The organism is Burkholderia sp. WSM2232 (genome assembly GCF_000472545.1).
In the GTDB taxonomy this organism is placed as follows: Bacteria; Pseudomonadota; Gammaproteobacteria; order Burkholderiales; family Burkholderiaceae; genus Paraburkholderia.
In genome coordinates this window covers 79,609-92,960 of record NZ_AWZV01000018.1, presented here as the reverse complement: position 1 = coordinate 92,960, position 13,352 = coordinate 79,609, and the positions used below count along the sequence as shown (strand labels likewise).

Sequence of the window (13,352 nt, the reverse complement as noted above, 5' to 3'; positions counted from 1 at the left end):
TAGCTACATATCTAGCTACACATTTTAGGCGCGCTCTGCACGGATATCAACGGATTGAATCGGACGGCTGTTTGTATATGTATTTGAATATTAACGGTTTTATGTGTATTCGTCGGAACTTGTCGGCCTTCTGTGGACCTACATCAGAACGATGTCGTACTGCTCCTGACTCAGATTCGACTCCACCTGCAGCGAGACCGGCTTGCCGATAAAGTCGATCAACATCGCGAGATGCTGTGACTCTTCTTCCAGGAAAAGATCGATCACCTGCTGCGACGCGACCACGCGGAACTCGCGCGGATTGAACTGCCGCGATTCGCGCAAAATTTCGCGCAGCACGTCGTAGCAAACGGTGCGCGGCGTCTTCACCTGCCCCTTGCCCTGGCAAACTGGGCAGGGCTCGCACAGCACATGCGCGAGCGATTCGCGCGTGCGCTTGCGCGTCATCTCAACCAGCCCGAGCTGCGAGAAGCCATTCACGGTCACACGCGTGCGGTCGCGCGACAACGCGCGCTTCAGTTCGCTCAGCACCTGATCGCGATGCTCGACGTTTTCCATATCGATGAAGTCGATGATGATCACGCCGCCGAGATTGCGCAGCCGCAACTGACGCGCAATGGTGTGCGCCGCTTCGAGATTGGTCTTGAAAATGGTGTCGTCGAAATTGCGCGCGCCGACGTAGCCGCCCGTATTCACGTCGATGGTCGTCATCGCCTCGGTCTGGTCGATCACGAGGTAGCCGCCTGACTTCAGGTCCACGCGGCGCGATAGGGCGCGCTGAATTTCGGCTTCGATGTTGTACAGGTCGAAGAGCGGCCGCTCGCCCGTGTAGTGATGCAGTTTCGCCGACACCGCCGGCGTGAACTCGGCCGCAAAATCGGCGAGCATCTGATAGGTCTCGCGCGAATCCACCTGAATGCGCGATGTCTCGTCGTTGACGAAATCGCGCAGCACGCGCTGCGCGAGGTTCAGGTCCTGATACAGCAAACTGGTGGGCGGCATGCGCTGCCCTTGCGACAGGATCGTCGCCCACGTCTTGCGCAGATACGCGACGTCGGCGGCAAGTTCTTCGCTCGTCGCGTCTTCGGCAATGGTGCGCACGATGTAGCCGCCTTTCTCGTCGGCGGGCAGCACGGCGGTCAGGCGCGCGCGCACGGCTTCGCGCTCGGCCTCGCTTTCGATCTTCTGCGAAATGCCGATATGCGGCTCCTGCGGCAGATACACGAGCGTGCGCCCGGCAATGCTCACCTGCGTGGAAAGCCGCGCGCCTTTCGTGCCGATCGGGTCCTTGACCACCTGAACCATCAGCGTCTGCCCTTCGAACACGATTTTTTCAATGGGCTGATGCGGGCTCTGGTGTTGCGGCTCGCCGGCAATGCGCGGGTGCCAGATGTCGGCGACATGAAGAAACGCGGCACGCTCCAGACCGATGTCGATAAACGCCGACTGCATGCCCGGCAACACGCGCACGACCTTGCCGAGATAGACGTTGCCCACGCGGCCGCGCGACAGCGTTCGTTCGACGTGAAGTTCCTGGACGGCGCCTTGCTGGACGAGCGCGACGCGCGTTTCCTGCGGCGTGACATTGATCAGGATCTCTTCATTCATGGTGTTGTTCTAGAAGTCGATGCGCGCTGCACGCAAAAGGGCAGCGGTTTCAAAAAGCGGCAAACCCATGATACCTGAATAGGACCCGTCGATATGCTCGATAAACTCCGCGGCGCGTCCCTGCACGCCGTATGCGCCCGCCTTGCCAAGCGGCTCGCCGCTCTCTACATAGCGGCGGATCGCGTCTGCGTGCAACGCAGCAAAGCGCACCTTCGACACCGACAGCGCGGCAGGCAGCAACTCGCCCTGTGCATCCACCACGGCGACGGCCGTCAGCACTTCGTGAACGCGGCCCGCGAGGCGTGTGAGCATCGCGGCGGCGTCGTCGGCGTCGAGCGGTTTGCCGAGAATCGCGTCGTCTATCGTCACCGTTGTGTCCGCAACTAGAATGGGCCGGGCAACGTGAGCGCCGGCCACGAGGCGCGCATGCGCGGCACGCGCTTTGGCCACGCAGACGCGCTTCACATAGTCGTGCGCGCGCTCGCCGGGCAGTTCGGCTTCGAGCGCTTCGGCGTCCTCATCGGGGCGTGGCAACAGCAATTCGAAACGCACGCCGATCTGCTGCAACAACTCCTGGCGGCGCGGACTCTGCGAAGCAAGATAGACGAACGGATGCAGCGAAGCGGCGGAGGTTGGCATGAAGAGTCTCGAACAATCGGATAGGAAGAAGGCGCGATGACGGTGACGGGCACCCCAACGCCCCGGGCGCTCGGCGCACCTCGCTCACGCGCGATGATACGGATGATTCTGCGTGATGGTCCACGCACGGTAAAGCTGTTCGGCAAGCAGCACGCGCACCATCGCGTGCGGCAGCGTGAGGCTCGAGACGCGCAGCAGCATGTCGGCGCGCGCCTTCAGTTCGGGGTCCAGTCCGTCGGCGCCGCCGATCAGAAACGCGACGTCGCGGCCGTCCTGTTGCCAGCCGGGCAGGGCGCCCGCCAGCTGCATCGTGGTCCAGTCCTTGCCGCGTTCGTCGAGGGCGACGATGCGCGCATTCTTCGGCAAGGCGGCTTCGATTTTTACACGCTCGGCGGCCATCACACTTTCGGCCGGCCGCCCGGACGAGCGCTGTTCCGGCTTGATCTCGCGCAGCTCGATGCGCAACTCAGGCGGCATGCGTTTCGCGTATTCGTCGAAGCCGGTGGCAATCCAGTCCGGCATCTTGTGGCCGACGGCGAGAATGTGCAGTTTCATGAAGGCCCTGAAGCTCTGGCCGCGGACTCGTACCGCGTGCCCGTCAGCCGCTTACTTGCGGCGCGCGGCGCTCTTGCGCGCGGGCTTCTTCACGGCCGGCGCTTCGTCGTCCTCGTCTTCTTCGTCGGCCTCGCTCGCGCGCGCGCCGCCGAACGGATCAGGCGCGGAGAGCTTGATGCGCACCGGCTTCTCACCCCAGATTTCCTCGAGGTTGTAGTACTGGCGCAGCGCCGGCTGCAGGATGTGGACAATCGCGTCGCCGCAATCCACGAGGACCCATTCGCCGATGTCCTCGCCCTCGGTGCTGACGATCTCGCCGCCGGCTTCTTTCACGCCTTCGCGCACGCTCGAGGCAAGCGCCTTGGTTTGCCGGTTCGAGGTGCCGCTCGCTACGATCACGCGATCGAACAGCGCGGTCAGATGGCTGGTGTTGAACACCCTGATGTCTTGCGCCTTGACGTCTTCGAGAGCGTCGACGATCACGCGTTGCAGTTTGCGAATATCCATAGGGTTATCGGTGGTACAGATGATGTTGAAGGATGTAGTCCCACACCGGGGTGGGGACATGGCTTGCGGCCTCGCCGTGGTGTTCGCCGCCCACCTGAGCAAGCCGCTGGCTCACCTGCTCGCGCAGATGCGCGCGAATGTCGGTGGCAGAGACGTTGAACGCAAGCGTCGTGTCGATCAGCAGGTGGCCGCAAGGTGTGGCTTGCAGAACCTCGGCGCTGGCGCGGCGCGCGTCGATTTCTCTAGCGAGCGCGGGCGGAATCGACGCGAGGTCGAAACCGGGCCGCGTGGCCGCGCAGATGTGCGCGAGGTCGAACAGGCGCCGCCAGTCGCGCCATGTGTCGAGATGCACGAGTTGGTCCGCGCCGATCAGCAAGGCAATCGACGCGTCGCTGCCCTCGCGTTCGCGCCAGCGCTGCAGCGTGTCGACTGTGTAGGTCGGACCGTCGTGCTCGATTTCGTCGGTTGCGACGCGCACCGTGACGCCGGACAGCTTCAGTTCGCTCGCCGCAGCGCGGGTCATGGCAAGCCGATGCACGGCCGGCGACACGTCAGCTTTCTGCCAGGGCTGGCCGGCCGGCAGCAGCACCAGCTCGGTCAGTCGCAGCACGTCGGCGAAACGCCGCGCGAGCGCGAGGTGGCCGTCGTGTATCGGGTCGAAGGTGCCGCCGAGCAAACCGATCCGGCGAGGCAGTGCAGCGGAATGAGCGTTCGGCTTCAGGTGAAGATCCTTTGTCGTAGCCACGTGTGAGGCAGTGTGCGGGTCCGGGTGTCCGGAGCGCTCACAGCCACTCGCGCGGCACGAGAAAATCGCTGTAAAGGCGCGCTTCAGGCGTGCCCGGCTCAGGCTGCCAGTTGTAGCGCCAGTTCGCCACAGGCGGCATCGACATCAGGATCGATTCGGTGCGTCCGCCGCTCTGCAGTCCAAACAGTGTGCCACGGTCGAAGACCAGATTGAACTCCACATAACGTCCGCGGCGGTACGCCTGGAAATCGCGTTCGGCCTGGCCGTACGGAATGTTGCGGCGCTTTTCGATGATCGGCAGGTACGCCTTGAGGAATCCCTCACCCACGCTTTTCAGCATCCCGAACGATTGCTCGAAGCCCGGCGCCGAGTAATCGTCGAAAAAAATCCCGCCGATGCCGCGCGCCTCGTTTCTGTGCTTGAGGAAGAAGTACTCGTCGCACCAGCGCTTGAAACTCGGGTAGAGGTCGGCGCCATAAGGCTCGAGCGCGTCGCGGCAGGTGCGGTGAAAGTGTTGCGCGTCTTCTTCGTAACCGTAGTAGGGCGTCAGGTCCATGCCGCCGCCGAACCAGAACACAGGTTCTTCGCCGGCTTTGGTTGCGATCAGCAAACGCACGTTCATATGCACGGTCGGACAGTGCGGATTGTGCGGATGCAGCACGAGCGACACGCCCATCGCCTCGAAGCCGCGCCCGGCGAGTTGCGGGCGCGCGGCGCTCGCCGAGCCCGGCAGCGCGTCGCCGGCCACGTCCGAAAAGCCGATGCCCGCGCGCTCAAAGAAGTTGCCGCCTTCGAGAATGCGCGTGCAGCCGCCGCCGCGCAGCTTTTCGCCGGGCGTGCGCTGCCATGCGTCGGTGGCGAAGGGCTTGCCGTCGAAAGCGCCCAGCGTGTCGGCGATATGGGTTTGCAGGCTTTGCAGCCAGGTGCGCACGGCTTGTGCGTCGTAGCTCGAATCGGTCATCAATGCAGGTGCTGAAGGCGGCACGCGGGTGCCGCAGGTTCGTCGTGATGCGCCGCCGCGCACCCGCAGTTTAGCGCCGTTGGCGCCACGCCCGGGCGCAGCGGACGGCGTCTCAGTGCTTCCCTTCGGTCCTGGCGTCGTGCTTGCGGTTCAGCGCGCGATAGCCAATGTCGCGCCGGTATTGCATGCCGTCGAACGAAATCTGGTTGATTGTTTCGTATGCGACCGACTGCGCGCTGCGCACGGAATCGGCCAGGCCCACCACACACAGCACGCGTCCGCCGGAGGTCAGCAGCTTGCCGTCCGTAAGCGTGGTGCCCGCGTGGAAAGTGACCGAATCCGCCGTTTCAGCGGGAATGTCGTTGATGCGGTCGCCCTTGCGCGGCGTGTCAGGATAGTTGTGCGCGGCGAGCACCACGCCGAGCGCGGTGCGGCGGTCCCACTCCAGTTCGACCGTGTCCAGCGTGCCGGCGATGGCCTGCTCGACCACCTTTGAATAGTCGCCCTTCAGACGCGCCATGATCGGCTGCGTTTCGGGGTCGCCCATACGGCAGTTGAACTCGAGCGTCTTCGGATTGCCTTGCGCGTCGATCATCAGGCCGGCGTACAGAAAGCCGGTGTAGCGGATGCCTTCCTTCTCCATGCCGCGCACCGTCGGCAGGATGATTTCGCGCATCACGCGCGCGTGCAGTTGCGGCGTGACGATCGGCGCGGGCGAATAGGCGCCCATGCCGCCGGTGTTCGGGCCCTGATCGCCGTCGAGCAGACGCTTGTGGTCCTGGCTCGACGCGAGCGGCAGCACGTGCTTGCCGTCCACCATCACGATGAAGCTTGCTTCCTCGCCGGCCAGAAACTCTTCGATCACCACGCGCGCGCCCGCGTCGCCGAGCTTGTTGTCCGACAGCATCATGTCCACGGCGGCGTGCGCTTCTTCCAGCGTTTGCGCGACTACGACGCCCTTGCCGGCAGCGAGGCCGTCCGCCTTGATGACGATGGGCGCGCCCTTGGCGTCGAGATACGCGTGCGCGGCGGCGACGTCGGCGAAGGTTTCGTACTCGGCCGTCGGGATCGCGTGACGCTTCATGAACGCCTTCGCGAAGTCTTTCGAGCTTTCGAGCTGCGCCGCTTCCCTGGTCGGCCCGAAAATCTTCAGCCCACGCGAGCGGAACAGATTGACGATGCCCGCCGCGAGCGGCGCTTCCGGCCCGACCAGCGTGAAGGCGATCTGTTCTTTCTCGACAAAATCGGCGAGCGCTTCGGGCTCGGTAATGTCGACGTTGCGCAGGCGCTCGTCCTGGGCGGTGCCGCCGTTGCCAGGAGCCACGTAGACGAGCTGGACCCGCGGCGACTGCGCGAGCTTCCACGCGAGCGCATGTTCGCGACCGCCGGAACCGACGACGAGTAACTTCATGTGAATCCCCGAAACTTAGAAACCAAAAACGGCGCCCGCCCGATGCGGCGGCGAGCCGTGCAATAACAATGAGTTCCGCCATGCTCGCCGCCGGGCGAGGCGGGCGCAACGCATGGCGGACCCGGATGAAAGCGGCGCAGGGACACCGACGCGCCGGCTCGGCGACGCCCGTTCAGCAGCAACGATGAAGTGTTCCGGCGGCGTGCGCGGCGCAAGCGTTGCAAAAGCGCGGCAAAAGCGTGGCACTCGCCGGCAAGCGGCTTCATTCGTCGGCGATCGCGGCGTTTGTATAGACTTCCTGCACGTCGTCCAGATTTTCCAGCGCGTCGAGCAGCTTCTGCATCTTCACCGCGTCGTCGCCGGTGAACTCGACTTCCGTCTGGGGTTTCATCGTGACCTCGGCCACTTCGGCCTTGAAGCCGGCCGCTTCCAGCGTGGCCTTGACCTTCGGGAAGTCGTTCGGCGGGCACAGCACCTCAATGCTGCCGTCTTCATTCGTGACGACGTCGTCTGCACCGGCTTCGAGCGCGGCTTCCATCAGCTTGTCTTCCGGCGTGCCTGGTGCGAACAGGAACTGGCCGACGTGATCGAACATGAACGACACCGAGCCGTCCGTGCCCATGTTGCCGCCGTTCTTGGAGAACGCGTGGCGCACTTCCGCCACCGTGCGCGTACGGTTGTCGGTCATGGTGTCGACGATCACCGCCGCACCGCCGATGCCGTAGCCTTCGTAGCGGATTTCCTCGTAGTTCGCGCCGTCCACGCCGCCCACGCCGCGCTGGATCGCCCGGTTGACGTTGTCTTTGGGCATGTTGGCGTCGTACGCCTTTTCGACGGCGAGCCGCAGACGCGGGTTCGAGTCGATGTCGCCGCCGCCCATGCGCGCCGCGACCTGGATTTCCTTGATGAGCCGCGTCCAGACCTTGCCGCGCTTGGCGTCGGCCGCTGCTTTCTTATGCTTGATGTTGGCCCATTTCGAATGACCCGCCATACCTTTCTCCGTCGCGCGCGCCAGTGGGGCGCCCGCATTGTGCAATTGTCGTTGCGATTTTTCGGGCGCTCGTAAAAGGCGCGCCTCGATGTCAAACCTTGCCGGTGATTCTGCCCGCCCGCTTTGCGCCGCGTCCGGCCGGCCGCCGCGCCCGTCTTTGCGTGCGCGTCTGGGTGTGCGCTGGCGTGCGCGCCCGCGTTTGCCTTTGCGGACGCATCTGCGTCAACACCGCGGCTCGCAAGCTCGCTCCGGCAAGCCGGACGGGCCATCGTGCGCGGCACACACCGCGCATGCGCTCGCCGCTTGTCCGGGCGAGCTCGCATGGCGCATTGGAATGCCCGCCGCGCCTCGCATGGCGTGCAAGGCCGCGATTCAGGCGGAATCGGATTTTATCACGCCGCGAGGCTGCGGCAGCGGCCGGCGTGGCGCGAAACGGCATGAAAAGTGTGCGAAAACCGGGCGTTAGCGGCGCGAAACACACGACGCACGGCAGTTTTTCAACCACGCCTCAGTTTTTGGTGCCGAACAGGCGGTCGCCCGCGTCGCCGAGACCCGGCACGATGTACGCGTGCTCGTTCAGATGCGAGTCGAGCGAGGCCACGTAAAGCTTCACGTCGGGATGCGCGTCCTGGAACACCTGCACGCCCTCGGGCGCCGCCACCAGCGCGAGGAACAGGATGTTTTCGGCGGCCACGTTGCGGCGCTTGAGCACGTCGACCGCATGCACGGCGGAATAGCCGGTCGCGACCATCGGGTCGCACAGAATGAACACCCGGTCTTCCAGGTCGGGCAGGCGCACCAGATATTCCACCGGCCGGTGGTCCTCGGCGCGATAGACGCCGATGTGGCCCACGCGGGCCGACGGCACGAGCTCCAGCAAGCCGTCCGACATGCCGATGCCCGCGCGCAGCACCGGCACGATGGCGAGCTTCTTGCCGGCGATCACTGGCGCGTCGATTTCGACGAGCGGCGTGTTCAGGCGGCGCGTGGTCATCGGCAGATTGCGGGTGATCTCGTAGCCCATCAGCAGCGTGATCTCGCGCAGCAGTTCACGGAACGTACGCGTGGAGGTGTCCCGGTCGCGCATGTGCGACAGCTTGTGCTGGATCAGCGGGTGATCGAGGATGAAGAGATTGGGGAAACGGCTGTCCTGAGTCATGGCGGGGGCGCGAGCGGCGGGTGAAAGGTCGATCCGGGTCGATTCAGGTCGATCCATGGCGATCCGGAAATCGGTTCGGCGCGCCGCCGGCCGGCCAAACCACTTCCGACAGCCGGCAAACGCGCCACGGCGCAAGTTTACCGAAAGAGTGCCACCCGAAGATACCGGAGATTGCAGCCGCCCGGCGCAGCCTGGCACCGATTCTTCTAGAATCGGGGGAAACTTTGCAACCATCGGCACGATGCCAACGAGGAGACGGACACATGGACATGGGAATGGCAGGGCGCACGGCGCTGGTTTGCGCGGCGAGCAAGGGGCTGGGGCGCGGCTGCGCCGAAGCGCTCGCGGCCGAGGGCGTCAATCTGACGATCGTCGCGCGCACCTCCGAAACGCTCGAGGCGACGGCCGCACACATTCGCCGCCAAAGCGGTGTCGAAGTGAAGACGGTCGCGTGCGACATCACCACGCCCGAAGGCCGGGCCGCGGCGCTAGCGGTGTGCCCGCAGCCGGACATCCTCGTCAATAACGCGGGAGGGCCGCCGCCGGGCGACTTCCGCAACTTCACGCACGACGACTGGATTCGCGCGCTCGAGAGCAACATGCTCACGCCCATCGAACTGATCCGCGCGACCATCGACTCGATGAGCGCGCGCGGCTACGGGCGCATCGTCAACATCACGAGTTCGGCGGTGAAGGCGCCTATTGACGTGCTGGGCCTTTCCAACGGCGCGCGTTCGGGACTCACCGGCTTTGTCGCGGGCCTCGCGCGCAGGGTGGCGTCCACCGGCGTGACGATCAACAATCTGCTGCCGGGCATGTTCGACACGGACCGCATCGCCGTCACCATGGCTGCCACGGCCAAAGCAACCAACATTTCCGTCGACGAAGCGCGCCAGCAGCGCATGAAGGCGATTCCCGCCGGCCGCTTCGGCACGCCCGACGAGTTCGGCCGCGCCTGTGCCTTCCTGTGCAGCGTGCATGCCGGTTACATCACAGGGCAGAACTGGCTGATCGACGGCGGCGCGTATCCCGGCACGTTCTGATGCGCATACCTGCGTCGCCGCAACAGCCGCTGCAACAGCCGCCGCGGCATCACAACAACGACAATCACAACGGTTTGAGGAGTCTTACGTCATGACCACCCGCATCGCGCTGATCGCGCACGATCACAAGAAGGACGACATCGTCCGCCTCGCCGGCGAATACGTCGACACGCTGCGGCGCTGCGACATCATCGCGACCGGCACGACGGGCGGGCGCATCAGCGAAGCACATGGCCTGCAGGTGGAGCGCATGCTGTCCGGTCCGCATGGCGGCGACCTGCAGATCGGCGCGCAACTCGCGGAAGGGCGCGTGGACATGGTGATTTTCCTGCGCGATCCGATGACGCCGCAACCGCACGAGCCGGACATCAACGCGCTGGTGCGCGCGTGCGACGTGCACAACATTCCGTGCGCGACCAACATTTCGACGGCGCGCATGGTTCTCGACGTGCTGACACTGCGCCTCACGCAACAGGTCTGACGCTGCATGCGCCGGGTATTCCGGCGACACCATCAGCCGGCATTCGCCATCAAGGAGACGTGAATGGTCAAAGCAATCCGATTCGATAAAACCGGCGGGCCCGAAGTGATGAAATGGGTCGACGTCGAAGTGGGCGAGCCGGCGGCGGGCGAAATCCGCATCCGTCAGACGGCGGTCGGGCTCAACTATATCGACGTGTACTTTCGCACCGGCCTGTATCCGCTGCCCTTGCCGGGCGGCCTCGGCATGGAAGCCGCCGGAGAAGTGACGGCGGTCGGTACGGGTGTGAGCGGTCTGCAAGCGGGCGACCGCGTCGCCTACGTGGCGCGGCCGCCCGGCGCCTATGCGCAGGAGCGCGTGCTGCCGGCGGCGCAGGTGATCAGGCTGCCGGACGCGATCAGCGACGAACAGGCCGCCTCGGTGATGCTGCAAGGGCTCACCGCGCAATACCTGCTGCGCCGCACGTACCCGGTGAAAGCCGGCGACACGATCCTGATTCAGGCCGCGGCGGGCGGCGTCGGCCTGCTGGTTTGCCAGTGGGCGAAGGCGCTCGGCGCGACCGTGATCGGCACCGTGGGCTCCGACGAAAAAGCGGAGATCGCCAAAGCGCACGGGTGCGACCACGCCATCGTCTACACGCGCGAGAACTTCACGAAGCGCGTGCGCGAGATCACCAACGGCGCGGGCGTGCCGGTCGTGTACGACTCCATCGGCAAAGACACGTTTGCCGGCTCTCTGGATTGCCTCGCGCCGCTCGGCATGTTCGTGAGCTTCGGCAATGCGTCCGGGCCGCTGCCGCCTATCGACTCGTCGGAATTCGCGGGACGCGGCTCGCTGTTCTTCACGCGTCCCACGCTGTTCACGTATATAGGCAAGCGCAGCGACTACGAGGCGATGACCGCCGACCTGTTCGGCGTGCTGACTTCGGGCAAGGTTAAGACGAGCATCAATCAGCGCTACGCGCTCGCCGACGTCGGACAGGCGCACGCGGACCTCGAAGCGCGCAAGACTACCGGCTCGACGATCCTGCTGCCGTAGCCTCGTCACGTTTTTTTGGCGGACCACAAGGGCCGTTCCATCTCACGATGGAGCGGCCCTTGGTTCTTATGGCTGTCGGTTCTCTCCGTTTACGCGATTTTTATACGGCCTGTGCGAGCTTTGACCAGGTCTTTACGCGCTCGCGACTATCGTTGCGGCTATCCAAAGTCCGTCAATGGAGAACAAAAATGGATGTGCTGTACGTCGGGGCCATTGCGCTTTTTGCCGCGCTGACCTTTGCACTGATCGCCGGCTGCGAGAAGCTGCTGCTGTCGCGGCGCGGGCAGGGAGCGCGCTCATGAACTGGATGCTGTGGATGTCGGGCGCCGCGACCGCGCTGCTGTTCGCGTACCTGGTCTATGCGCTTTTGCGCGCGGAGGACATCGAATGAATTCGAACAATGTTCTGCAGGCCGGGCTCTTCATCGTTGTGCTGCTTGCCGCGGCGGTGCCGCTCGCGCGCTATCTCGGCGGCGTGATGGACGGCAGCTCGCGCGTGCTGCGCATCGGCGCGCCGCTCGAGCGGCTCCTGTATCGCATGGCCGGTGTGGACCCGTCGAGCGAAATGAGCTGGAAGCAGTACGCGGTCGCCACGATTGCATTCAACGTCCTCGGCGCGGTGTTCCTGTACGTGCTGTTGCGCGTGCAAGGCTGGCTGCCCGGCAATCCGCAGCAACTGGGCGCGATGACCGTAGACGGCGCGTTCAACACCGCCGTCAGTTTCGTGACCAACACCAACTGGCAGGACTACACGCCCGAGCAAACGGTCGGCTACCTCACGCAGATGCTCGGCTTGACCGTGCAGAACTTCCTGTCCGCTGCGACCGGCATCGTGGTGGCGATTGCGCTGCTGCGCGGTTTCGCGCGTCATACCGCGCAGACCATCGGCAACTTCTGGGTCGACCTGACGCGCGTCGCGCTATACGTCCTGCTGCCGATGTCGATCATTCTCGCCACGCTGCTGATGAGCCAGGGCGTGATCCAGAATTTCAAGGCCTACGAGAACGTATCCACCTTGCAGACCACGAGCTACGCCGCGCCGAAGCTGGATGCGCAGGGCAATCCGCTGAAGGACGCGAAGGGCAATGCGCTGACTGTCGATACGCCCGTCAGCACGCAGACTCTCGCGATGGGCCCGGTCGCTTCGCAGGAAGCGATCAAGATGCTCGGCACGAACGGCGGCGGCTTTTTCAACGGCAACTCGGCGCACCCTTTTGAAAATCCGACACCGTTCTCCAACTTCCTGCAAATGTTCGCCATCCTGATCATTCCGGCGGCGCTCGCGCTGGTGTTCGGCCGGGTGATCGCGGACCGCCGCCAGGGCATTGCGGTACTCGCTGCGATGACCATTGCGTTCGGCGTGTGCGTATTCGCCGAGATAGGTGCGGAGCAGGGCGGCAATCCCGCGTTTGCCGCGTTGCATGTGGACCAGTCGGCGAACGCCATGCAGTCCGGCGGCAACACGGAGGGCAAGGAAACACGCTTCGGCATCGCACAGTCCGGCATCTTTACGATTGCGACCACAGCGGCTTCGTGCGGCGCAGTCGCCAACATGCACGACTCGCTCACGCCGCTTGGCGGGCTCTATCCGCTGCTGTTGATGCAGCTTGGCGAAGTCATTTTCGGCGGGGTCGGCTCGGGGCTGTACGGCATGCTCGTATTCGCATTGCTCGCGGTGTTCGTGGCGGGTCTGATGATCGGCCGCACGCCCGAGTATGTCGGCAAGAAGATCGAAGCGTATGAGATGAAGATGGTCTCCATTGTCGTGCTGCTGACGCCGCTGCTGGTGCTGGTCGGCACCTCGATCGCGGTGCTGAGCGACGCCGGCAAGGCGGGTATCGCGAACCCGGGTGCGCACGGCTTCTCCGAAATTCTCTACGCGTTCAGCTCCGCTGCGAACAACAACGGCAGCGCGTTCGCGGGCCTGACCGTGGGCACGCCGTTCTACAACTGGCTGACCGCCATCGCGATGTGGTTCGGCCGCTTCGGCACCATCGTTCCGGTGCTCGCGATTGCCGGCTCGCTGGCCGCAAAGAAACGTATCGGCGTGACGGGCGGCACCTTGCCCACGCATGGTCCGCTCTTCGTCGTGCTGTTGCTCGGCACCGTGCTGCTTGTCGGCGCGCTCACCTACGTGCCCGCGCTGGCGCTCGGCCCCGGCGTCGAACATCTGACGATGATGGGCGCGCACTGACGCGGCGCGATGACAGGCAGC

At 64.6% G+C, this 13,352-nt stretch carries 15 protein-coding genes; 6 read left to right on the top strand and 9 right to left on the bottom strand.

From position 1 onward, the window contains the following. Positions 1–138 precede the first annotated feature (138 nt). The 9 genes from rng to upp form a co-directional block, all read right to left on the bottom strand. Complete coding sequence (gene rng, locus F757_RS0118070; RefSeq protein ID WP_013339918.1) at positions 139–1,608, bottom strand: ribonuclease G; 1,470 nt, start codon at positions 1,606–1,608, stop codon at positions 139–141. A gap of 9 nt (positions 1,609–1,617) precedes the next feature. Continuing rightward, the gene (locus tag F757_RS0118065) at positions 1,618–2,247 is read right to left on the bottom strand and encodes a Maf family protein (protein WP_027212616.1); all 630 of its coding nucleotides are present in this window, start codon (positions 2,245–2,247) and stop codon (positions 1,618–1,620) included. An 84-nt stretch (positions 2,248–2,331) separates the two neighbouring features. Next, on the bottom strand, positions 2,332–2,802 hold the full coding sequence (rlmH, locus tag F757_RS0118060; RefSeq protein ID WP_013339916.1) for a 23S rRNA (pseudouridine(1915)-N(3))-methyltransferase RlmH: 471 nt from the start codon (positions 2,800–2,802) through the stop codon (positions 2,332–2,334). A 51-nt stretch (positions 2,803–2,853) separates the two neighbouring features. Beyond that, positions 2,854–3,309, bottom strand: a complete 456-nt coding sequence (gene rsfS, locus F757_RS0118055; protein ID WP_027212615.1) for a ribosome silencing factor — start codon at positions 3,307–3,309, stop codon at positions 2,854–2,856. 4 nt (positions 3,310–3,313) lie between these two features. Then, positions 3,314–4,054 (bottom strand): nicotinate-nucleotide adenylyltransferase, encoded by a 741-nt coding sequence (locus F757_RS0118050; RefSeq protein WP_084530943.1) that lies wholly within the window; start codon positions 4,052–4,054, stop codon positions 3,314–3,316. A 37-nt stretch (positions 4,055–4,091) separates the two neighbouring features. Next, positions 4,092–5,015 carry an oxygen-dependent coproporphyrinogen oxidase gene (gene hemF, locus F757_RS0118045; protein ID WP_027212613.1) on the bottom strand — a complete coding sequence of 308 codons (924 nt, stop codon included), beginning with the start codon at positions 5,013–5,015 and terminating at the stop codon, positions 4,092–4,094. Positions 5,016–5,127: 112 nt separating this feature from the next. Continuing rightward, positions 5,128–6,426 (bottom strand): phosphoribosylamine--glycine ligase, encoded by a 1,299-nt coding sequence (gene purD, locus F757_RS0118040; protein WP_027212612.1) that lies wholly within the window; start codon positions 6,424–6,426, stop codon positions 5,128–5,130. A 262-nt stretch (positions 6,427–6,688) separates the two neighbouring features. Continuing rightward, entirely contained in the window at positions 6,689–7,417 is a 729-nt protein-coding gene (locus tag F757_RS0118035; protein WP_027212611.1) for a YebC/PmpR family DNA-binding transcriptional regulator, read from the bottom strand. Positions 7,418–7,925: 508 nt separating this feature from the next. Continuing rightward, entirely contained in the window at positions 7,926–8,576 is a 651-nt protein-coding gene (gene upp, locus F757_RS0118025; RefSeq protein ID WP_027212609.1) for a uracil phosphoribosyltransferase, read from the bottom strand. A 263-nt stretch (positions 8,577–8,839) separates the two neighbouring features. On the opposite strand from upp, the gene F757_RS0118020 reads away from it, so the two are divergent. The 6 genes from F757_RS0118020 to kdpA all read left to right on the top strand — a co-directional run bounded on the left by F757_RS0118020 (position 8,840) and on the right by kdpA (position 13,331). Then, a complete protein-coding gene (locus F757_RS0118020; RefSeq protein ID WP_027212608.1) occupies positions 8,840–9,619 on the top strand; it encodes an SDR family oxidoreductase in 780 nt (259 codons plus the stop codon). 91 nt (positions 9,620–9,710) lie between these two features. After that, a complete protein-coding gene (locus F757_RS0118015) occupies positions 9,711–10,100 on the top strand; it encodes a methylglyoxal synthase (RefSeq protein ID WP_027212607.1) in 390 nt (129 codons plus the stop codon). Between the two features lie 63 nt (positions 10,101–10,163). Beyond that, the gene (locus F757_RS0118010) at positions 10,164–11,138 is read left to right on the top strand and encodes a quinone oxidoreductase family protein (protein ID WP_027212606.1); all 975 of its coding nucleotides are present in this window, start codon (positions 10,164–10,166) and stop codon (positions 11,136–11,138) included. Between the two features lie 188 nt (positions 11,139–11,326). Continuing rightward, positions 11,327–11,440, top strand: a complete 114-nt coding sequence (locus tag F757_RS0118005) for a hypothetical protein (protein WP_013339906.1) — start codon at positions 11,327–11,329, stop codon at positions 11,438–11,440. After that, on the top strand, positions 11,437–11,529 hold the full coding sequence (kdpF, locus tag F757_RS0118000; protein ID WP_006048244.1) for a K(+)-transporting ATPase subunit F: 93 nt from the start codon (positions 11,437–11,439) through the stop codon (positions 11,527–11,529). The genes F757_RS0118005 and kdpF overlap by 4 nt, the downstream gene beginning before the upstream one ends. Beyond that, a complete protein-coding gene (kdpA, locus tag F757_RS0117995; RefSeq protein WP_027212605.1) occupies positions 11,526–13,331 on the top strand; it encodes a potassium-transporting ATPase subunit KdpA in 1,806 nt (601 codons plus the stop codon). Before kdpF ends, kdpA begins: the two co-directional genes overlap by 4 nt. Positions 13,332–13,352: the final 21 nt, after the last annotated feature.

Coding starts and splice junctions, on each gene's coding strand:
- kdpF (WP_006048244.1), top strand. CDS start 11,437: ATGAACTGGATGCTGTGGATGTCGGGCGCCGCGACCGCGCTGCTGTTC.
- F757_RS0118005 (WP_013339906.1), top strand. CDS start 11,327: ATGGATGTGCTGTACGTCGGGGCCATTGCGCTTTTTGCCGCGCTGACC.
- F757_RS0118010 (WP_027212606.1), top strand. CDS start 10,164: ATGGTCAAAGCAATCCGATTCGATAAAACCGGCGGGCCCGAAGTGATG.
- upp (WP_027212609.1), bottom strand. CDS start 8,576: ATGACTCAGGACAGCCGTTTCCCCAATCTCTTCATCCTCGATCACCCG.
- F757_RS0118020 (WP_027212608.1), top strand. CDS start 8,840: ATGGACATGGGAATGGCAGGGCGCACGGCGCTGGTTTGCGCGGCGAGC.
- rng (WP_013339918.1), bottom strand. CDS start 1,608: ATGAATGAAGAGATCCTGATCAATGTCACGCCGCAGGAAACGCGCGTC.
- kdpA (WP_027212605.1), top strand. CDS start 11,526: ATGAATTCGAACAATGTTCTGCAGGCCGGGCTCTTCATCGTTGTGCTG.
- F757_RS0118015 (WP_027212607.1), top strand. CDS start 9,711: ATGACCACCCGCATCGCGCTGATCGCGCACGATCACAAGAAGGACGAC.
- rsfS (WP_027212615.1), bottom strand. CDS start 3,309: ATGGATATTCGCAAACTGCAACGCGTGATCGTCGACGCTCTCGAAGAC.
- hemF (WP_027212613.1), bottom strand. CDS start 5,015: ATGACCGATTCGAGCTACGACGCACAAGCCGTGCGCACCTGGCTGCAA.
- F757_RS0118035 (WP_027212611.1), bottom strand. CDS start 7,417: ATGGCGGGTCATTCGAAATGGGCCAACATCAAGCATAAGAAAGCAGCG.
- rlmH (WP_013339916.1), bottom strand. CDS start 2,802: ATGAAACTGCACATTCTCGCCGTCGGCCACAAGATGCCGGACTGGATT.
- F757_RS0118065 (WP_027212616.1), bottom strand. CDS start 2,247: ATGCCAACCTCCGCCGCTTCGCTGCATCCGTTCGTCTATCTTGCTTCG.
- purD (WP_027212612.1), bottom strand. CDS start 6,426: ATGAAGTTACTCGTCGTCGGTTCCGGCGGTCGCGAACATGCGCTCGCG.